The organism is Rhodocyclaceae bacterium (assembly GCA_020248265.1).
GTDB lineage: Bacteria > Pseudomonadota > Gammaproteobacteria > Burkholderiales > CAIKXV01 > CAIKXV01.
On sequence record JADCHX010000022.1, the window covers coordinates 1 to 18,697 of the forward strand.

Genomic DNA, 18,697 nt, shown 5'->3' on the forward strand with positions numbered 1-18,697 from the left:
TCGGCCAGCGCCTTGCACAGCTCGGTCTTGCCCACGCCGGTCGGGCCGAGGAACAGGAACGAACCGTATGGCCGCTTCGGATCGGCCAGCCCGGAGCGCGAGCGCCGGATCGCGTCGGACACCAGGCGTACTGCCTCGTGCTGGCCGACCACACGCCGGTGCAGGGCGGCCTCCATCTGCAGCAGCTTCTCGCGCTCGCCCTGCATCATCTTCGATACCGGGATGCCGGTCGCACGCGACACCACCTCGGCGATCTCCTCCGCCCCGACCTGGGTGCGCAGCAGCTTCGGCTTTCCGGTGACCGCGACCTGTTCGCCCTCGGTCGCGTGCCTGAGCTGCGCCTCGAGCGCGGGCAACCGGCCGTACTGGATCTCGGCGACCTTCTCGAACTTGCCCTGGCGCTGCAGGTCATTCAACTCGGCACGCAGGCGGTCGATTTCTTCCTTCACATGCTGCGAGCCCTGCACCTGCGCCTTCTCCGCCTTCCACACCTCTTCGAGGTCGGCGTACTCGCGCTCGAGCCGCGCGATCTCGTCCTCGATCAGGCCGAAACGCTTCTGCGAGGCCTCGTCCTTCTCCTTGCGTACCGCCTCGCGCTCGATCTTCAGCTGGATCAGCCGCCGGTCGAGTCTGTCCATCGACTCGGGCTTGGAGTCGATCTCCATCTTGATCCGCGCCGCGGCCTCGTCGATCAGGTCGATCGCCTTGTCGGGCAGGAAGCGGTCGGTGATGTAGCGGTGAGACAGTTCGGCTGCGGCGACGATCGCCGGGTCGGTGATGTCGACCCCGTGGTGCAGTTCGTACTTCTCCTGCAGGCCGCGCAGGATCGCGATCGTGGACTCGACGCTCGGCTCGTCGACCAGCACCTTCTGGAAGCGGCGCTCCAGCGCGGCATCCTTCTCCACATACTTGCGGTACTCGTCGAGCGTGGTGGCGCCGATGCAATGCAGCTCGCCACGGGCGAGCGCCGGCTTGAGCATGTTGCCGGCGTCGATCGCGCCCTCGGCCTTGCCGGCGCCGACCATCGTGTGCAGTTCGTCGATGAAGACGATGGTGCGCCCCTCGTCCTGGGCGATTTCCTTCAGCACGGTCTTCAACCGCTCCTCGAACTCGCCGCGGTACTTTGCGCCGGCGAGCAGGGATGCCATGTCGAGCGACAGCACCCGCTTGTTGCGAAGGCTGTCCGGCACCTCGCCGTTGACGATGCGCTGGGCGAGACCCTCGACGATCGCGGTCTTGCCGACGCCGGGCTCGCCGATCAGCACCGGGTTGTTCTTCGTGCGTCGCTGCAGCACCTGGATCGCGCGGCGGATCTCGTCGTCGCGGCCGATCACCGGGTCGAGCTTGCCGGCGCGCGCCCGCTCGGTGAGGTCGACCGTGTACTTCTTCAGCGCCTCGCGGCTGCCTTCGGCCTCGGGCGAGGATACGCCTTCGCCACCGCGCACCTGGCTGATCGCCTTCTCGAGATCGGCACGGGCGACACCGTACTGCTTGAGCAGCCGCCCGGTCTCGCCCTTGTCGCCGGTGGCGGCAAGCAGGAACAGTTCGGAGGCGATGAACTGGTCGCCGCGCTTCTGCGCCTCGCGGTCGGTAAGGTTGAGCAGTGCCGCGAGGTCACGGCCCACCTGGACCTCGCCACCGTGGCCCTCCACTTTCGGCAGGCGCGCGATGGCCCCGCGCAGCGCCTCGCGCAGCCCGGTCACGTTGCCTCCGGCCTTGCCGAGCAGCGCCGCAGTGCCGCCCTCCTGCTGCTCGAGAAGTGCCAACAGCAGGTGTTGTGGCTCGATGAACTGACCATCGGCACCGACGGCGAGGCTCTGGGCGTCGGAGAATGCTTCCTGGAAGCGGGTGGTGAACTTGTCGAAGCGCATGGGGTTGGGCCCTCCGTTTTCTCGTCTTCGAGGGAGATTGGGGTTAGTCACCCGCTTTCAAGCCCGGGCGCCGCCGCATTGGCTCGCTGGCCCGAGGCTCTGCTATCCTGCCTCCATGGAAGATCGTGCCCAGGACACCCCTGCTGCAGCGGCCAAGGCCGCCACGCCAGCCCCGCAACGGGCCGGACCGCTGGCGGTGGCGCGCGCCGTGCTGGGCAGCTTCCTCGGCATCCGCAAGGCGCGCGACCTCGAATCCGATGCCAGCTCGATCACGCCGGCACAGGCGATCATCGGCGGCCTGATCGGTGCTGCGGTACTGGTCGCGTCCCTGCTCGGCCTGGTGTTCTTCATCGCCGGCGGCTGAACGCACAAGCCGGCAAGCGCATCGACTGACAGGGCCCGCTCAGGCGCGCAGTATCCCGCGGCCGCCTTCCCCGGCCTTCGGGTAGGGATGCATCATGCTGAGCGCGATGCTGCGGTTGGCGTCCTGCACGATGCGTACATGTTCGCGCCGCAGTTCCCGCGCATGCCTGAGGCCACACGAATGCGCGATCATGTCGATCTCCTTCGCCATGTTCCGCGCATAGTGCGCAACGCGCAGGTATTTTTCCTCGACCACCAGCCCGCGCTGCAGGCGGCGGTTATGGGTTGCCACGCCGCTCGGGCAGGTATTCGTGTGGCAGCGCAACGCCTGGATGCAGCCCAGCGCCAGCATGAAGCCGCGGGCGGTATTCACGAAATCGGCACCGGCGCACAATGCCCACGCCGCCTTCGCCGAGGTCACCAGCTTGCCCGAGGCGACCACCCGCACGCGGTCGCGCAGCCCTGCCTCGATCAACGCGTCCACGATACCGGGCAGGGCTTCGGCAATCGGCAGGGCCATATGGTCGGCGAGTACCTGCGGCGCGGCACCGCTGCCGCCCTCGCCGCCATCGATCACGAGGAAGTCCGGCGCCGCGTCCAGTCCCCGCCGCAGGACGGCCTCGCACAGTTCATTGATGAAGTCCCGGCCACCGACGGCGGTTTTCACGCCGCACGGGCGCCCGGTCAGGTCGCGGATCATCATGACCTGGTCGAGCAGCTGGTCGATGTCCGCGATGTCGAGATGGCGGTTCGGGCTGATCGAGTCTTCATGAGGCGGTATGCCGCGTATGCGCGCGATCTCCTCGGTCACCTTCATCGCGGGCAGCACCCCGCCCTTGCCCGGCTTGGCACCTTGCGACAGCTTGATCTCGAATGCACCCACCGTGTGGCCGAGCTCCCTCAACCGGCTGCGGTCGAGGCTGCCATCGAGGCTGCGCACGCCGTATTTGGCGGTACCGATCTGCATGATGACATCGCAGCCACCCTCGAGGTGGTAGGGCGACAGGCCGCCCTCTCCGGTGTCAATCCAGCAGCCGGCCTCCTTCGCTCCCATCGACAGTGCCCGCACCGCCGGTGCCGAGATCGCCCCGAAACTCATGCCGCTGACATTGACGACCGACCGCCCGGGCAGCGGATACCGGCAATGCCCTTCCCCGATGATCAGCGCTGGCGTGGGCAACCGGTCGGCCTCGAGCACCGGGAACGGCGCATTGACGAACAGGATCGATCCGGGCTGGCGCAGGTCGTAGGTAGAACCGAACCCGACGATGCCACCCTCGTTCTTCGCCAGCCGGTACACCCAGCCGCGCGTGGCGCGGTTGAACGGCATCTCGTCACGATCCCCGGCGAAGAAGTACTGGCGGAAGTACTCGCCGAGGTTCTCGAAAAAGTAGCGCAGGTGCCCGATCACCGGATAGTTGCGCAGGATCGTGTGCCGCTGCTGGGTGATGTCGCGCAGCAGCACGAACACCAGCGCGACCAGGACCGCAAACCCGGCGATGGTACCCAGCCCCCATGACACGACATGCGTGATGTCCGACATCGAGGATTCCCCCTGCGTGCAGTGTCGTCTGCCGTTATCGGCGCGGCCGGCGCACGCTGTTCGCGACCATCGCGCGATCATAAGGGCAATTGGCTAGAATCGACGCCTTCAGTGCCCGGACCCCTCCAGAGAACGCATGAGCTTCCCGCCAGAACTGATCGCCCGCCACGCCGAAGAGGACGCCCGCCGGACACTGGACGAAGACGTCGGCAGCGGTGACCTGACCGCGGCGCTGATTGCCGAAGAGACCCGGTTGCTTGCGCGGGTGGTCGCCCGCGAGGCGGCAGTGCTGTGCGGACGACCGTGGTTCGATGCAGTATTCAGGCTGGTCGATCCGTCGGCTTCCGTCCAGTGGCTGGTCGCCGAAGGCGAGCGCGTGGCCCCCGGGCAGGCACTGTGCCGGGTAAGCGGAGCGGCGCGCTCGCTGCTCACGGCCGAGCGTGCCGCCCTGAATTTCCTGCAGCTCCTTTCGGGCGTCGCCACGCGCACCCGTCAGTATGTCGATGCGATTGCAGGCGCACCGGCACGGATCCTCGACACGCGCAAGACGCTGCCCGGGCTGCGCTTCGCGCAGAAGTATGCAGTGGTCACCGGCGGCGGCGCCAACCACCGGATGGGCCTCTACGACATGGTGCTGGTCAAGGAGAACCACATCGCGGCCGCTGGCGGCATCACGGCGGCGATCCGGGCCGCCGCCCGTGTGGCGCCGGGCAAGCCGCTCCAGGTCGAGGTCGAGACCGAGGCGCAGCTCGCCGAGGCGCTCGACGCCGGCGCGACGCTGATCCTGCTGGACAACTTCTCGGTCGAACGGATGCATGCGGCGGTGGCATTCACCGCCGGCCGCGCACGCCTCGAGGCCTCGGGCGGCATCACCCTCGACACGGTGCGCGCGATCGCCGCAACCGGCGTCGATCGCATCTCGGTGGGCAACCTCACCAAGGATGTGCGCGCACTCGACCTGTCGATGCGCTTCGAGGCTTAGCACCCAGCCGACGGCGCGCCCGGGCTGCACGTCGCCTGTCCGCCAGCCGCCCCTTCCATTCCGTCCATCACAGGCACCGACACCATGCACGTTCGATTCCTTCCCGGCCACGCCGCCCAGCGCGTGGCTTCGCTCGCTGCCAGCGCCCTCTTTGCGGCCTTCGCCGCCGCGGCATTCAGCGCGCCCGCCCTTGCCCAGCCCGGCGCCGCCGCAGCTGCCGCCACGGCGCAGGCATGGCCGACACGACCGGTCCGCCTGGTGGCCACCTTCTCCCCCGGCGGTGGTGCAGACCTCACCGGACGCATCGTCGGTGCCCGGCTGGGCGAACTGTGGAAGCAGCCGGTCATGGTCGAGAACCGGCCTGGCGCCGGCGGCAGCCTCGGCGCCGAGCTGGTGTTCCGTGCAACACCCGACGGCCATACGCTGCTGGTCGTGGCTACCACCCACACGGTCAACGCCGCCCTGCTGGCGAAACTGCCGTTCGACCTGGTGCGTGATTTCAAGCCGGTGGCACTGGCCACCTCGGCACCGGTGGCACTGGTCGTGCATCCGCGGGTGAAGGCGACCACGCTGCAGGAATTCACCGGCCTGCTGCGCGCCCAGCCCGACAAGCTCGACTATGCAAGCTGCGGCATGGCCAGCACCCATCACTTCGCGATGGAGTCGTACAAGTTCGAGACGAAAACCGCCGCGCTGCATATCCCGACCAGTTGCGCGAACGCGGTCGCCATGGTCATGGGTGGACAGCTGGACATCGCCGCGGTCACCCTGGCCACGGCACTGCCGTTCGTGCAGCAGGGCAAGCTGCGCGCGATCGCGCTGGCCAGCCAGGCGCGCTCGCCGCTCGCCCCGGAGATCCCGACGTTCCGGGACTCCGGAATGCCCGAACTCAAGGCATACGCCGTCGACAACTACTACGGCTTCATTGCGCCGCTGGCAACGCCCGATCGCATCGTGTCGAAGATCGAAGCCGACGTCCGCACTTCGCTGCAGGACCCGGACCTGCAGAAGCGGATGGCGGCATCCGGCCTCGATCCGTTCTTCCGGTCGGCTGCCGATACCCGCAAACTGCTGGTCGCCGACATCGAGCGCAACCGGCGCATTGCCGCGGTCGCGAACATCAAGCCGGAGTAACCGCTACGGTCATGCAGACTGATCGGATGCGGGCTGGCGCGCCGGGGCATAATCGCGCCTCATTCAATGGACCGACCCCATGCCCTCCGATCCCCTGCGTCCTTCCTCACGGCAGCGCCCTGCCAGCCGCCTGAACGCGGCGCTGCTGTGTGCCTTGCTCGCAGCCCTGCCAGCCACGGCCGCCGCCCAGCCTTCCTTCCCCACCAAGCCGGTTCGGTTCGTGGCGACTTTCCCGCCGGGCGGCGGCGCCGACCTGACCGGCCGCATCCTGGGCGCACGGCTCGGCGAACTCTGGAAACAGCCGGTGGTGGTCGAGAACCGCACCGGGGCCGGCGGCAGTGTCGGCGCCGAACTCGTGTCGAGAGCGAACCCGGACGGCTACACCCTGCTGCTGGTCGCCGCCTCGCACGCGGTCAACGCGGCGTTGCTGCCGAAGCTGTCGTTCGACCTGCTGAAGGACTTCAAGCCGGTCGCGCTCGCCACCGCCGCGCCGATCGTGCTCGCGGTGAACCCGCGGGTAAAGGCGAACAACCTTCAGGAGTTCACCGGCCTGCTGCGCGCCCAGCCCGACAAGCTCGACTATGCGAGCTGCGGCATGGCCACGACGCATCACTTCACGATGGAACTCTACAAGTTCGAGACCCGGACATCGGCCTTGCACATCCCGCACAGCTGCGCGATCGCGGTCGCCAACGCGGTCGGCGGCCAGCTCGACGTGATCGCGGTCACGCTCGCCAGCGCACTGCCTTTCGTGCAGCAGGGCAAGCTGCGCGCGCTGGCCCTGAGCAGCCAGGACCGATCGCCGCTGGCACCCGACATTCCGACCTTCCGCGACTCTGGCATGCCCGAGCTGAAGAACTTCGCGGTCGAGAACTACTACGGCCTGCTCGCCCCGTCCGCGACACTCGATGACGTGGTGAGGAAGGTAGAGGCGGACGTGCGCGCCGTGCTGCAGGAAACCGACCTGCGCAAAAAGCTCGCGGGTGCCGGGCTCGATCCTTTCTTCCGCTCCGGTGCAGACACGGCGAAGCTGCTGCGCGCCGACGTCGAACGCTACCGGCGCATTGCCGCCGTCGCCGGCATCAAGCAGGAGTAGGCGCGCCAACCGGATGAAAGCCCCACCGTTCCGCTACCACGCGCCGCGTACGCTCGACGAGGCACTGTCGCTCGCCGCCACCCTGCCAGGCCCGCGCCTGCTGGCAGGCGGGCAGTCCCTGATGCCGATGCTCAACTTCAGGCTGGTCGGCCCGGAGAACCTGATCGACCTGAACCGCGTGGCAGCCCTGTCCGGCATCCGCGAAGAGGGCGAAGACATCGTGTTCGGCGCGATGACGCGCCAGCGCGAGATCGAGTTCTCTCAGCTGGTGAAGGCACGCCTGCCGCTGCTGGCAGAGGCCATACAGTGGGTAGGCCATCGGCAGACGCGAAACCGCGGCACGATCGGCGGCAGCCTCTGCCACCTCGATCCGTCTGCCGAACAGCCCACCGTCGCGATGGCAATGGACGCTAGCCTCGCGATCGTCAGCCCGGGCAGGCGCCGCGAGCTGGCGATGCGCGCGTTCGCCGTCGACCTGATGACGCCCGCGCTGGAAGACGGCGAGATCCTGGCAGAGGTGCGTTTCAGGCCGTGGGCACCGGGTCACGGCTGGGCCTTCATCGAGTTCGCACGGCGCCATGGCGATTACGCGATCGTCGCGGTCGCGGTGCTGCTCGAACTGGACGCCGCAGGCCGCGCCAGCCGCGTTTCCATCACCCTCGGTGGCGTCGGCTCGACGCCGATGCGCGTCCCGGACGCCGAAGCGAGGCTGCTGGGCAGCAGTGTCGGCGCGGATGACATCGCCGCGGCCGCCGACTGCTGCGGCAGGGTCGAGGCACTCGGGGACCCGCAGATACCCGCCTGGTACCGGCAGCGGCTGGCAAGCACCCTCGCCGCGCGCGCGATCCCGGTCGCGCTGTCGCGCAGCGCGGCGCATGCCGCCGCAGGACCCACCAGCGATGCAGGATGGACGCCATGAGCCGCGAAGAGCCCGTTCGCACCATCACGGTGATCGTCAATGGCAAGGCATACGTGCGCGACGTTGCCGACCGCAAGAACCTTGCCGACTTCCTGCGCCAGGACCTGCAATTGACGGGTACCCATGTCGGCTGCGAACACGGCGTCTGCGGCGCCTGTACGGTGCTGGTTGACGGCGTGTCGGCCCGCGGCTGCCTGATGCTCGCGGTACAGGCCGATGGCTGCTCTGTCGAAACCGTCGAATCGCTGGCCGGCGAAACGCCGGGCCCGTCCGGGCTCGGCCCGCTCCAGCAGGCGTTCCGCGACCGGCATGCGCTGCAGTGCGGCTTCTGCACCCCCGGCATCCTGATGTCGCTGACCGAACTGCTGCGCGACGATCCCTCGCCCGACGAGGAAGCCGTGCGCATCGTGCTGTCCGGGCACCTGTGCCGCTGCACCGGCTACCAGAACATCGTGGCCGCAGCACTGCAGGCGGCATCGAAAGCCCCCGGAGCGCGCTGATCCATGGACACGATCGTACCAGCCGGCCAGGTCATCGAGCCAGCAACCGCTGCACCTGCGGACGACTACACCGCGCGCCGCATGTTCGGTGCCCGCGCGCCGCGCATCGAGGATCGGGCACTGCTGCGCGGCGAGGGTCGCTACCTCGACGACATCCGCATGCCCGATCCATTGCATGCGGCCTTCCTGCGCAGCCCGCACGCCCATGCCAGGATCACCCGCCTTGACCTGTCGGCCGCCCGTGCACTGCCCGGCGTGGTCGCGGTGTTCGATGCCGAGATGATCTCGCGCGAGCTGACCAGCCTGCGCATGCCGCTGGGCTTCCCCTCGGCCACGCTGCAGAAGGACATCACGCCCTGGGTACTGTCCTGTACTGAAGTCGCCTTCGTCGGCGAGGCGATGGTGATGGTGGTCGCCGAGTCGCGCGCGATCGCCGAGGACGCGCTGGCGCTGATCGAGGTCGATTTCGAACCGTTGCCCGTGGTGCACGACTGCCACCAGGCGCTCGACGACGGCTCGCCGGTCGTGCGCAGCGACGCGGTGTCCAACATCGCCGAGCAACTGCAGGTCGGCTTCGGCGAGGTCGACGCCGCGTTCGACGGCGCCGCGCATGTCTTCACCGAATCGCTGTTCGTGCACCGGGGCGCAGCCCATCCGATGGAAGGCCGCGGCGTGCTGGCCCGCCACGATCCGGTCGAGGACGCGATCACCGTGTGGACTTCGACGCAGATGGCACACGAGGTGATGCACTCGATCGCCGCGATGCTCGGCATGGACCAGCACAACGTGCGCGTGATCGCACCGGATGTCGGCGGTGGCTTCGGCTGCAAGTACCTCACCTACCCCGAGGAAGTCGCCATCCCCGCAGCCGCCCGCTGCCTCGGTCGGCCGGTGAAGTGGGTGGAAGACCGCGCGGAACACTTCGTCAGCGCGATCCATGAACGCGACCAGTACTGGGATGTCGACATCGCGGTGGACGCGGACGGCCGCATCCGCGGGGTGCGCGGCCGGCTGCTGCACGACCAGGGCGCGTACACGCCGCAGGGCATCAACCTGCCGTACAACGCGGCCACCTCGGTGACCGGCCCGTATCGCGTTCCAGCCTACCGGATGGACGTGATCATCTGCCAGACCAACAAGACCCCTGTGATCCCGGTGCGCGGCGCCGGCTACCCACAGGCTGCCTTCGTGATGGAACGGCTGCTGGACCGGGTCGCACGAGAGCTGGCGATCGACCGCGCAGCGTTGCGCCTGCGCAACCTGATCCCGCCGGAGAAGATGCCCTACGACAAGGGGCTGACCAACCGCGCGGGCGTACGCTCCATCGTCGACAGCGGCGACTACCCGGCGACGCAGGCCGCCGCACTGGAGCACATCGACTATGCCGGCTTCCCGGCGCGGCAGCGCGAGGCCCGCGCCCGGGGCCGCTACCTGGGCCTCGGGCTGGCCAATGCCGTGAAGGCCACGTCGCGCGGGCCGTTCGAGTCGGCCGCGATCCGCGTATCGCCTCTGGGCCGCATCGATCTGTACACCGGTGCGCTCGCGATGGGACAGGGGCTTGCGACCGCGCTGGCGCAGATCGCCGCCGAGCAGCTCGACGTGCCGCTCGAGTCGATCCACGTGACCTGCGGCGACACCGGCCGCATTTCCCTCGGCATGGGCGGCTTCGCCAGCCGGCAGACCGTGATGGCGGGGTCGTCGGTCCACCTGGCTGCGGTCGAGGTCCGGAACAAGGCGCTGAAGGTCGGCGAGCAGTTGCTCGGCGTACCGATGGATGCGCTGCGGCTGCGCGACGGTCGCGTCGAGGTGATCGCGGCGCCAGACCGCTTCGTCACGCTCGGCGACATCGCGCGCAAGCTCAAGGGCGCGCCGGGCTACTCGCTGCCGCCCGGCATCACTCCCGGCCTCGAATCGACCGGACTGTTCCAGACCAACAGCCAGGCCCATGCCAATGCCTGCCATGCCTGCGAAGTCGAGGTCGATCCCGGCACCGGTGCGGTGCGTATCCTGCGCTACGTCGCCGTGCACGACAGCGGGCGCCTGGTGAACCCGACCATGGCCGAGGGACAGATCCACGGCGGCATCGTGCACGGTATCGGCAACGCGCTGTTCGAGAAGATGGGCTACGACGATGAGGCGCAACCGGTGACCGGCACCTTCGCCGACTACCTCCTGCCGACCTCGACCGAGATACCGCCCATCGAAGTCGTGTTCCTCGAGACACCCTCCCCGACCAATCCGATTGGCGTCAAAGGCATCGGCGAAGCAGGCACGATCCCGGTCGCGCCAGCCATCGTGGCTGCGATCGAGGACGCGCTGTCGCCCTGGAACATCCGGCTCGCCGAAGCCCCGGTATCGCCGGTACGCCTGCTCGAACTGATCGACGCATCGACGAAGGCCTGACGGCTTCCGGCGTGCCCGGTGCAGTGGCCGGGTGCCCGCTGGAGGCGGGCTCGCTGCTGCGGGGTACCCCGCTCAGCGAGGTAAAGGAGGAGGCTTCGGTCTCGTCTTCGAGACTGAAGCCGGAGGACACGAGCGGAGCGGGGTACCCCGCAGCAGCGAGCGAGCACGGCGCGAGACGCCGCGTGCCGATGCGCTGCCGCCGCGCAGGCGCCTAGCCTGCGGCCGCGAGCAGGTGCCAGGTACTCTGCACCGCCAGCCCGATCGCCATCGCCCACAGGAAGACCTTCAGCAGCTTCTTGTAGGTCTTCGCATCGATGCGGTCCTGGATGCGCCAGCCGAGCCACATCGTCAGCAGCGCCAGCGCCGTCAGCGGAAACGAGATCAGGATCGCGGCTCGATCGATCTGGCCCGCCAGTGCCAGGCCGGTCGTCTGCACCATGCGCGCAGAGACGAAGCACAGGTTCATCACCTGGGTCATCACCAGCATCGGCAGCCCGAGCGCCGAGAAATAGATCAGCAGCGGCGGCAGCGCGACGTTGACCGAGCCGGACAGGAAGCCACCGAGGAAACCAGCCACCGCGCCGGCACGTCCGGGATGCGCGCGTACCGTCGACCAGTCGATCCGGTTCAATGCCTCCTGCCTCAGGTAGACGAACAGCGCGACCGCGAGAAACAGCTTCAACCAGTCCTGGGGGGCGAAGATCAATATCTTCGTGCCCAGCAGCGCGCCAGGCAGCGTCCAGAGGGCGACCGGCCAGTAGCGCCCGAGGCTGCTGCGCCAGTTGCCGCCGCGCAGGATGGCGACCACGCCGGTGACGATGTTCGGAACCACCGTGACGACGATAGCGGTCCGGATGTCCATCAGCATCGCGAGCATCGGCGTGGCGATCACCGGGAAACCGAAGCCGATGGCCCCCTGCAGCAGTCCGGCGAGCGCGACCACCGCGAACACCGCAGCCCACAGTTCAAGCGAAAGTTCGATGCTCAAGGCAGCCATCCCCCGGCGCAAGGCGCCGGCATCCCGGCACTGGCGCGGACGACCGGCACCTGCCGCGGCTTCAAGCGGTGCCGCCGACCGTCAGCCCGTCGATGCGCAGCGTGGGCTGACCGACGCCCACCGGGACGCTCTGACCTTCCTTGCCGCACGATCCGACGCCCGCATCGAGTTTCATGTCGTTGCCGATCATCGTGACCCGGGTCAGCGCATCGGGACCGTTGCCGATCAGCGTCGCTCCCTTGACCGGATGCACCAGCTTGCCGTCCTCCACCAGCCACGCCTCGGACGCCGAGAACACGAACTTGCCGCTGACGATATCCACCTGGCCACCGCCGAAGTTGACCGCGTACAGCCCTCGCTTCACCGAGCGGATGATCTCCTCGGGATCCTTGTCGCCGTTGAGCATGTAGGTGTTGGTCATGCGCGGCATCGGCAGGTGCGCGAACGACTCGCGCCGGCCGTTACCGGTCACCGGCATGCTCATCAGGCGCGCGTTGAGCGAATCCTGGATGTAGCCCTGCAGCACGCCGTTCTCGATCAGCACGGTGCGCTGCGTCGGGTTGCCCTCGTCGTCGACGTTGAGCGAACCGCGCCGCTCGGGCAGTGTACCGTCGTCGACGACCGTGACCCCGGGCGCAGCGACCCGCTCTCCGATGCGGCCGGTGAATGCCGAAGTGCCCTTGCGGTTGAAGTCGCCCTCGAGCCCGTGGCCGATCGCCTCGTGGAGCAGCACGCCGGGCCAGCCCGGCCCGAGCACGACCGTCATCGACCCCGCCGGCGCGGGACGCGCCTCGAGGTTGAGCAACGCGGTATCGACCGCTTCCTTTGCGTAGCGGCCGATCACCTCGTCGGTGAAGTACGAATAATCGAAGCGTCCGCCACCGCCCGAACTGCCCTGCTCGCGCCGCCCGTCCTGCTCGACGATCACCTGTACCGACATGCGCACCAGCGGGCGCACGTCGGCGCTCTGCAGGCCGTCGTGGCGCGCGATCATCACGACTTCATATTGCCCGGCCAGCGAAGCCATGACCTGGATAACGCGGGGATCGCACGCGCGCGCCGCCCGCTCGATACGCTCGAGCAGGTCGACCTTCCGGCCTTCGTCCAGGCTGAGCAGCGGATCCTTCGGGGCGTACAGTTCGCGCGCCGCACCGGTACGCACCAGCGGCGCACTCCCCTGCTGGCCGGCGCGGGCGATCGCGCGGGTCGCGGCTGCAGCCGCCTCGAGTGCCGGCAGGCTGATGTCGTCCGAATACGCGAAGGCCGTCTTCTCGCCAGTGACGGCGCGCACGCCGACGCCCTGCTCGATCGAGAAACTGCCGGACTTGACCATCCCCTCCTCGAGACTCCAGCCCTCGGAACGCGTGTACTGGAAATAGAGGTCTGCGTAGTCGACCTGGTGGCTCAGGATGCTGCCGAACACCTTGCCCAGCGCACCGTTGTCGAGCGCGTACGGTGCGAGGAGGCACTGGCCGGCGGTATTCATCAACCGGTCTGCGAGGCCGCGCGCCGCGGCGGGGGAAGCGGCGGCAGGCGCCGGAGTGTTGGCGTTCATCGGTTCCTTCATACGGAATGCAGGGTACGGTGGGTCAGCGCGGGCAGCATGGTACGCACTTCGCGCTGGCTGGCGGGATCGATGTCGGCCAGCACCACGCCAGGGGCCTTCGCGCGCTGTGCAAGGATGCGCCCCCAGGGGTCTATCACCATCGAATGGCCATGGGTCTCGCGGCCGTTCGGATGCACGCCGCCCTGCGCGGGGGCAACCACGTAGGCGAGGTTTTCGATCGCACGCGCACGCAGCAGCGGCTCCCAGTGCGCGGCGCCAGTGGTCTCGGTGAATGCCGAAGGTACGAAGATCAGGTCGACGTCGCCCAAGGCACGGTACAGTTCCGGAAACCGCAGGTCGTAGCAGATCGACAGGCCGATGCGACCGAACGGAGAGTCGACGGCGACCACCCGCGAACCATGCGCGATCGTCCGTTCCTCGGAATATTTCTCGCGCCCGTTGTCGAACCCGAAAAGGTGGATCTTGTCGTAGCGGGCAACCGCATTGCCGCGGTCGTCGTAGACGAGGCTTGCGTTCCAGACCTTGTCCGGATCGTCGCACGCAAGGGGGACCGAACCGCCGATCAGCCAGACCCCGTGGCGCCGTGCGGTATCGGCGAGGAACTGCTGGATCGGTCCGTCCCCGGGAATCTCGCGCGCAGCCACCTTGTCCCGATCGCGCATGCCGATGATCGCGAAGTATTCCGGCAGTCCGACCAGCCGTGCACCACCATCGACTGCCTCGGCAATCAGCGCTGCACAGTCGGCGAGGTTACTGGCGACATCCGGACCGGATACCGTCTGCACTGCCGCTACCCGGAACGGTCCGGACGGCAACTGGCGCAGCGGCGCATCGCGACTGGCGAGCGCGCCTGGCAGGGGTTCGATCGGCATCGATTGCATGACTGGCCTTCCGTTGCGTTCAGCGCGCCAGTTCCAGCACCATCGAGCCCCGCGGCAGCCCTTCGATGACGGCAGCGGTGGCGGGCGCAATCTCCAGCCGCCCGGGCTCGACGGCAAGCGCGACCAGCCAGTGGCGCAGTTCCTCCGCACGTAATCCACTATTCTGCCCGCCCGCGTGTCGAATAACCAGTGATCCGCGCGCTGTCCCGGCGAGCGCCGCGACGGCGGCGCGCACCGCTGGCAGCGTGCGGATCACATCCGCGCTGCGCGGCCGGTCCCATACCTCATCGCCGATCGTCCACGGCCCGGATGCGTTCACCGGGAGCGCCGCAGGGACGCCGGCAATGGCTGGGGCCGGAGCGGCTGCCGGAGCGACGGCGGGTGCCAGCACGGCCATCAGGCCCGCCAGCGCGACCATGAACCGGAACACATGCATCGACACCGCCTCAGCCCGGCGCCGGCGCAATCGCCGACGGTGCGTTGCCAGGGGTGTTGCCGGGCGCGATGCCCGGTTCCGGTCGCACCGTCCGGGAAACCGTCGGCTCCGCCCAGGTGCCGGTCACCGCGTAGTCGAAGGTCGCCAGTTGCGCCAGCGGGTCCTTGAAGGCCCGCTGCACCAGGAAGCTCGCAATCCCTGCCACCGGGCCCCCGAGCAATGCGCCAGCCAGTGCGAGGCTGTCCCCGAGCGCCGGCGTGACCCTGACATGGAGGTTCTGCGTCTCCTTGGCGAGGTTGAGCTCCCCGCTCATCAGCACCCGTGCCGCCGGACCCTGGATGCGGAAGCCATCGAGCCTGCCCGTACCCCGGCTGATCCGCATCGTGCCGACGATCTCGTCAAAGGCGAAGCCCTCACTGAACACATCGCGGAAATCCAGTGCGATGCGACGCGGCAGGCTCTGCAGGTTGAACACGCCGAGCAGCCGGCCGACGCCGGGTTCCAGCGTGAGGAACTGGCCCTTCGACACCTCCGCCAGCAGCGTGCCGCCGAGCGTGGCCACATCGAGCTCCTGCGGACTGCCCGCCCACGACAGCGCACCTTCGATCCTGCCTGCTCCACCGCGCACGCCCTCGGGGTAGCCGAGGCGCGCAAGCAGCCTGCCGCTGTCGACGATGTCCAGCCGCACATTGACCTGGGTGCGCGGCTGTGCCATCCAGCTCTGCCAGAGCCCTTCCATCTGGAACGTCGCATCCGGATTGAGGATGCGCAGGCGATCGATTCGCCAGTCGCGGCCCTCGGGCTGCGCCAGCAGTTCGAGCCGGCCGAGCGCCATGTCGGCGAACAGGAAACTGTCGACCGCAATGTCGAGGGCAGGCAGTTCGGCATCGTCGAACTTCGCCTGCTGCAGCACGGCCTGGGTCGCCCGGGCGGGCGGCAGATTGATCTGCCGCAGCCGGGCGACCAGCCGCCCCCGCCCCTGCGATCTCCACACCAGTTCGCCGGACACTTCCTTCGACGCGATGCTGCCGGCCCATCCGCCTGGCTGCGCCGTCGTCTTGACCACCACGTCGTTGAAGCGGCGACCGATCGCCTCGACCTGACCGATGCGCAGGTCCAGTTCGGCCAGTTCAGGGCCGCCCTGCCCGCCCCCGGGAGAGGCCAGGGCGGCGATGAGCGGCCGCCAGGCATCCACACTCACCTGCCTGAGCGCGCCGCCGACCGATACGCCGCGGCGCTCCGGCACCGGCGCCGGAGCGCCGCCGAGCACCACCGAGGCCCTTTCGACCGTGGCCTGTCCGGCGTCGATCCGGCGCAGCACTTGCGCCGACAGCGCGCTTCCCAGGCTGATGGCGATCCGGTCCCGATCCGTGCCACTGACCTGCTCGACCCGCAGCGGCAGAGTCTCCGCGGCGACCTTGCCAAACGGAGGTGGCAGTTCGATCGCCATGCCCGCCAGCGAGGACTCGACCACCAGGTCGCCGACCTTGCGCCGGTAGTTGACGGTTGCCCGCCAGTCGGTCGCTCCGCGCAAGGACTGCCCGAACGGGGCCGGCAGCTCGCGACGCAGCTGTTCCGCAGTCGCTCTGCCGCTGACCCCGACGCGGACCGATCCGTCGCGCTGCGATGCGACGTTGATCACGGTGGGCCCGCCCAGCATTTGCGCTGCCGCGCCATTGACCCGGAGCGCCGACTCGGTGAACTCGAGCCGGCCGTTGACCGAATCGAGCACCGGCAGGTCGCGGTCGAGCACCAGACGGTTACCGGCGAACTGGAAACTGCCCGTCACCGTACTGTCCACGAGGTGCCGCAGGGGCAGCACGAGTTTCAGGGAGAGCCGACCGCGTCCCTGCGCGTCCATCGAGCGGGTGGCACCGTCGAGCATCCCGTCGACCGGGCTCTGCGCGATGAAACGCAGGAAATCGGACGTCGCAGACTCCGCCTCGCCGACGATCTCGAGCACTTCATCGTGGTGAAGGATGTCGGGCACGAACGCGCGCACCCGCTGCAGCTTCACGCCGGCGATCGTGGCGTTGCGGGGAAGGATTTCCATGCGGTTGGCCCGGAACACGAGGTCGCCATCGATTCCAGTGATCTTCGGCCATCCTGCCGAGTAGTCGAGATCGACGCCCTGCGCCTTCACCGTGACCAGGAACTGTCCGCGGTCGTGCCCGGGCTCGCTGAACGGGAAGTGCTCGAGATCGCCCTTCAGGCGCAGGCGGACGTCTGTCGAGCGTCCGGAGAGCAGCGAGCGTCCCAGCCACCTGCGCGTATCTTCGCCCACCACCAGAGGCATGTAGCGGGCCACCGCCGTCGCCTGCACCCGGCTCAGGGCACCGGTCAGGTCGACCTCGCCACGCTTCGACGCCCACGGCCGGATCTCGCCGGACAGCGTGCCGGCGAGATCCGCATTCGTGAACGAAACGGCACCGAGCTGAATGGCCAGCCGCGGCCCCTGCCCGCTCCAGTTGGCCTGCCCTGTGAACGCATCGAATGCCATCGGGCGCGGAAACAGCGTCGGCAGCGCAAGGCGCAGGTCGCGCGAGTCGATGCGCAGCACGCCAGCCCGCTCGCTGCCATCGATCGATCCAGAGACCCCGTCGATGCCCGGCCAGGTGCCCCAGGGCTCGACCGAGAGCGCGTCGAAGCGCGCCCGCAGTTGCCAGGCCGTCGGGGTCTGGATCGAGCCCTCCCATGCGATCGAGACGTCCGACAGGCGGCCCCGTGGCGACAAGGCAGCCAGCCATTCACGCGCCTTCGTATCGAGCGGCAACTGGCCCGCAAGTGCAACCCATGGCGCGATCTCGAGCGCGCTTGCGGTGAGTTCGGTGCGCTCGGCGTGTCCACCGATCATCGCCGGCGGCATGCCGCCCGACGGCGCCGTGACGGGCTCGCGCCAGCGCAGGCGGGCAACGGTCGGCGCTGTCGTCGGGCGCCCGGCCTGGGACAGCGCAAGCTGGTTCGCGGTAACCTCGAAGCCGTCCGGCAGATGGCGCCAGGACAGCCGGCCACTCATCGTTTCGAAGGCAAGCGCCTCGAGATCCGGTGCCAGCGTGGCGCGGACCGATGTCAGCTCGACGTCGCTGATCAGGGAAGTCAGGCGCCCCCCCCGCCTCTCGGCCCAGAGTCGTACCGCGCCCGTGCCGCGCTGCACACCGCCGGGCAGGTCGATCCACGCCTCCCAGCCGGACAGGCTGGTGTCACGCAGTTCGACGAACACTCGCCCCTCCCAATCAGCGAAGCGCGAAAGGTCGCTGCCGCGCCATTCCGCACGCAGGTCGAGCGGTGCCGCCAGGCCGTCCGGCGGCACTGCGGTCACGCCAAGCCGGTGCTGGCGTCCGCTCGATTCGAGCCGGAGGTTCACCTTCTTCAGCCAGAGCTCCGGTGCGCCGCGCGCTTCATCGATCCAGACGACCGCCGCGTCGCGGATGACGACGCCGCGCTGCGCCAGGACCCAGCGCCCGAATCCGCCCTCATCGCCAGCGCCCGAAACAGGCAGGCCTGCGACCGACAGCCTGCCCGCTGCATCGCGGCGGATGGTCAGGCTCGGCCCGACGACCTCGAGTCTGTGCATGCGCGCGCCGCCGACCAGCATGGATCGCCAGGACAGGGTCGCCTCCACGCGCTGCAGTTCGAGCGCCGGCCGGCCGACCGCATCGTGCACCACCACCTCGCGCATGGACAGGTGCGGGCGGAGGCCATTCCAGTTCGCGGCGATGCTGCCGATCGTCACCTTCTGGCCGCTCGCCTCGCTGATCAGGCCGGCGATACGATCGCGATGCTGATCGATGGTGGGCAGCACGTAGAAGCGCAGGGACAGCACGACCACTGCGGTGCCGAAGCCGGCCAGCAGGACCAGCACCATCAGCAGCCGATAGGTGCCCAGCGATAGCCGCCCAAGAACGCGCAGCGAGCGCAGCTGCGCGAGGCGCTGGAGCGGCGATGCAGGGCGGGGAGCGGGATCGTTCAAGGGCGTTGCGCTAGACTGCCACACCGGTGATGGAC

At 68.7% G+C, this 18,697-nt stretch carries 14 protein-coding genes; 7 read left to right on the forward strand and 7 right to left on the reverse strand.

Going from position 1 to position 18,697, the window contains the following annotated elements:
- A partial coding sequence (locus ING98_17705) for an AAA family ATPase (GenBank protein MCA3103707.1) occupies positions 1-1,871 on the reverse strand: 1,871 nt, incomplete at its 3' end.
- Positions 1,872-1,986: 115 nt separating this feature from the next.
- Between ING98_17705 and ING98_17710 the strand changes: the two genes are divergently transcribed.
- Positions 1,987-2,235 (forward strand): DUF2970 domain-containing protein, encoded by a 249-nt coding sequence (locus ING98_17710; protein MCA3103708.1) that lies wholly within the window; start codon positions 1,987-1,989, stop codon positions 2,233-2,235.
- A gap of 39 nt (positions 2,236-2,274) precedes the next feature.
- Here ING98_17710 and ING98_17715 read toward each other — a convergent pair whose 3' ends face one another.
- Positions 2,275-3,777 (reverse strand): FMN-binding glutamate synthase family protein, encoded by a 1,503-nt coding sequence (locus tag ING98_17715; protein MCA3103709.1) that lies wholly within the window; start codon positions 3,775-3,777, stop codon positions 2,275-2,277.
- Between the two features lie 136 nt (positions 3,778-3,913).
- Here ING98_17715 and ING98_17720 point away from each other — a divergent pair, with 136 nt between their 5' ends.
- The 6 genes from ING98_17720 to ING98_17745 all read left to right on the forward strand — a co-directional run bounded on the left by ING98_17720 (position 3,914) and on the right by ING98_17745 (position 10,811).
- Positions 3,914-4,759 (forward strand): carboxylating nicotinate-nucleotide diphosphorylase, encoded by an 846-nt coding sequence (locus ING98_17720; protein ID MCA3103710.1) that lies wholly within the window; start codon positions 3,914-3,916, stop codon positions 4,757-4,759.
- An 84-nt stretch (positions 4,760-4,843) separates the two neighbouring features.
- The gene (locus tag ING98_17725) at positions 4,844-5,893 is read left to right on the forward strand and encodes a tripartite tricarboxylate transporter substrate binding protein (GenBank protein ID MCA3103711.1); all 1,050 of its coding nucleotides are present in this window, start codon (positions 4,844-4,846) and stop codon (positions 5,891-5,893) included.
- Between the two features lie 79 nt (positions 5,894-5,972).
- Entirely contained in the window at positions 5,973-6,989 is a 1,017-nt protein-coding gene (locus tag ING98_17730) for a tripartite tricarboxylate transporter substrate binding protein (GenBank protein MCA3103712.1), read from the forward strand.
- A 13-nt stretch (positions 6,990-7,002) separates the two neighbouring features.
- Positions 7,003-7,908 carry an FAD binding domain-containing protein gene (locus ING98_17735; protein ID MCA3103713.1) on the forward strand — a complete coding sequence of 302 codons (906 nt, stop codon included), beginning with the start codon at positions 7,003-7,005 and terminating at the stop codon, positions 7,906-7,908.
- Positions 7,896-8,408 carry a (2Fe-2S)-binding protein gene (locus tag ING98_17740; protein ID MCA3103714.1) on the forward strand — a complete coding sequence of 171 codons (513 nt, stop codon included), beginning with the start codon at positions 7,896-7,898 and terminating at the stop codon, positions 8,406-8,408. The genes ING98_17735 and ING98_17740 overlap by 13 nt, the downstream gene beginning before the upstream one ends.
- Positions 8,409-8,411: 3 nt before the next feature.
- Positions 8,412-10,811 carry a xanthine dehydrogenase family protein molybdopterin-binding subunit gene (locus ING98_17745; protein ID MCA3103715.1) on the forward strand — a complete coding sequence of 800 codons (2,400 nt, stop codon included), beginning with the start codon at positions 8,412-8,414 and terminating at the stop codon, positions 10,809-10,811.
- 211 nt (positions 10,812-11,022) lie between these two features.
- Here ING98_17745 and ING98_17750 read toward each other — a convergent pair whose 3' ends face one another.
- The 5 genes from ING98_17750 to ING98_17770 form a co-directional block, all read right to left on the reverse strand.
- Complete coding sequence (locus ING98_17750; protein MCA3103716.1) at positions 11,023-11,799, reverse strand: sulfite exporter TauE/SafE family protein; 777 nt, start codon at positions 11,797-11,799, stop codon at positions 11,023-11,025.
- Positions 11,800-11,869: 70 nt separating this feature from the next.
- Positions 11,870-13,294, reverse strand: a complete 1,425-nt coding sequence (tldD, locus tag ING98_17755; protein ID MCA3103717.1) for a metalloprotease TldD — start codon at positions 13,292-13,294, stop codon at positions 11,870-11,872.
- A 77-nt stretch (positions 13,295-13,371) separates the two neighbouring features.
- A complete protein-coding gene (locus ING98_17760; GenBank protein MCA3103718.1) occupies positions 13,372-14,247 on the reverse strand; it encodes a carbon-nitrogen hydrolase family protein in 876 nt (291 codons plus the stop codon).
- 28 nt (positions 14,248-14,275) lie between these two features.
- A complete protein-coding gene (locus ING98_17765) occupies positions 14,276-14,692 on the reverse strand; it encodes a hypothetical protein (GenBank protein ID MCA3103719.1) in 417 nt (138 codons plus the stop codon).
- Positions 14,693-14,702: 10 nt separating this feature from the next.
- A complete protein-coding gene (locus ING98_17770; protein ID MCA3103720.1) occupies positions 14,703-18,662 on the reverse strand; it encodes a TIGR02099 family protein in 3,960 nt (1,319 codons plus the stop codon).
- Between the last annotated feature and the right edge of the window lie 35 nt (positions 18,663-18,697).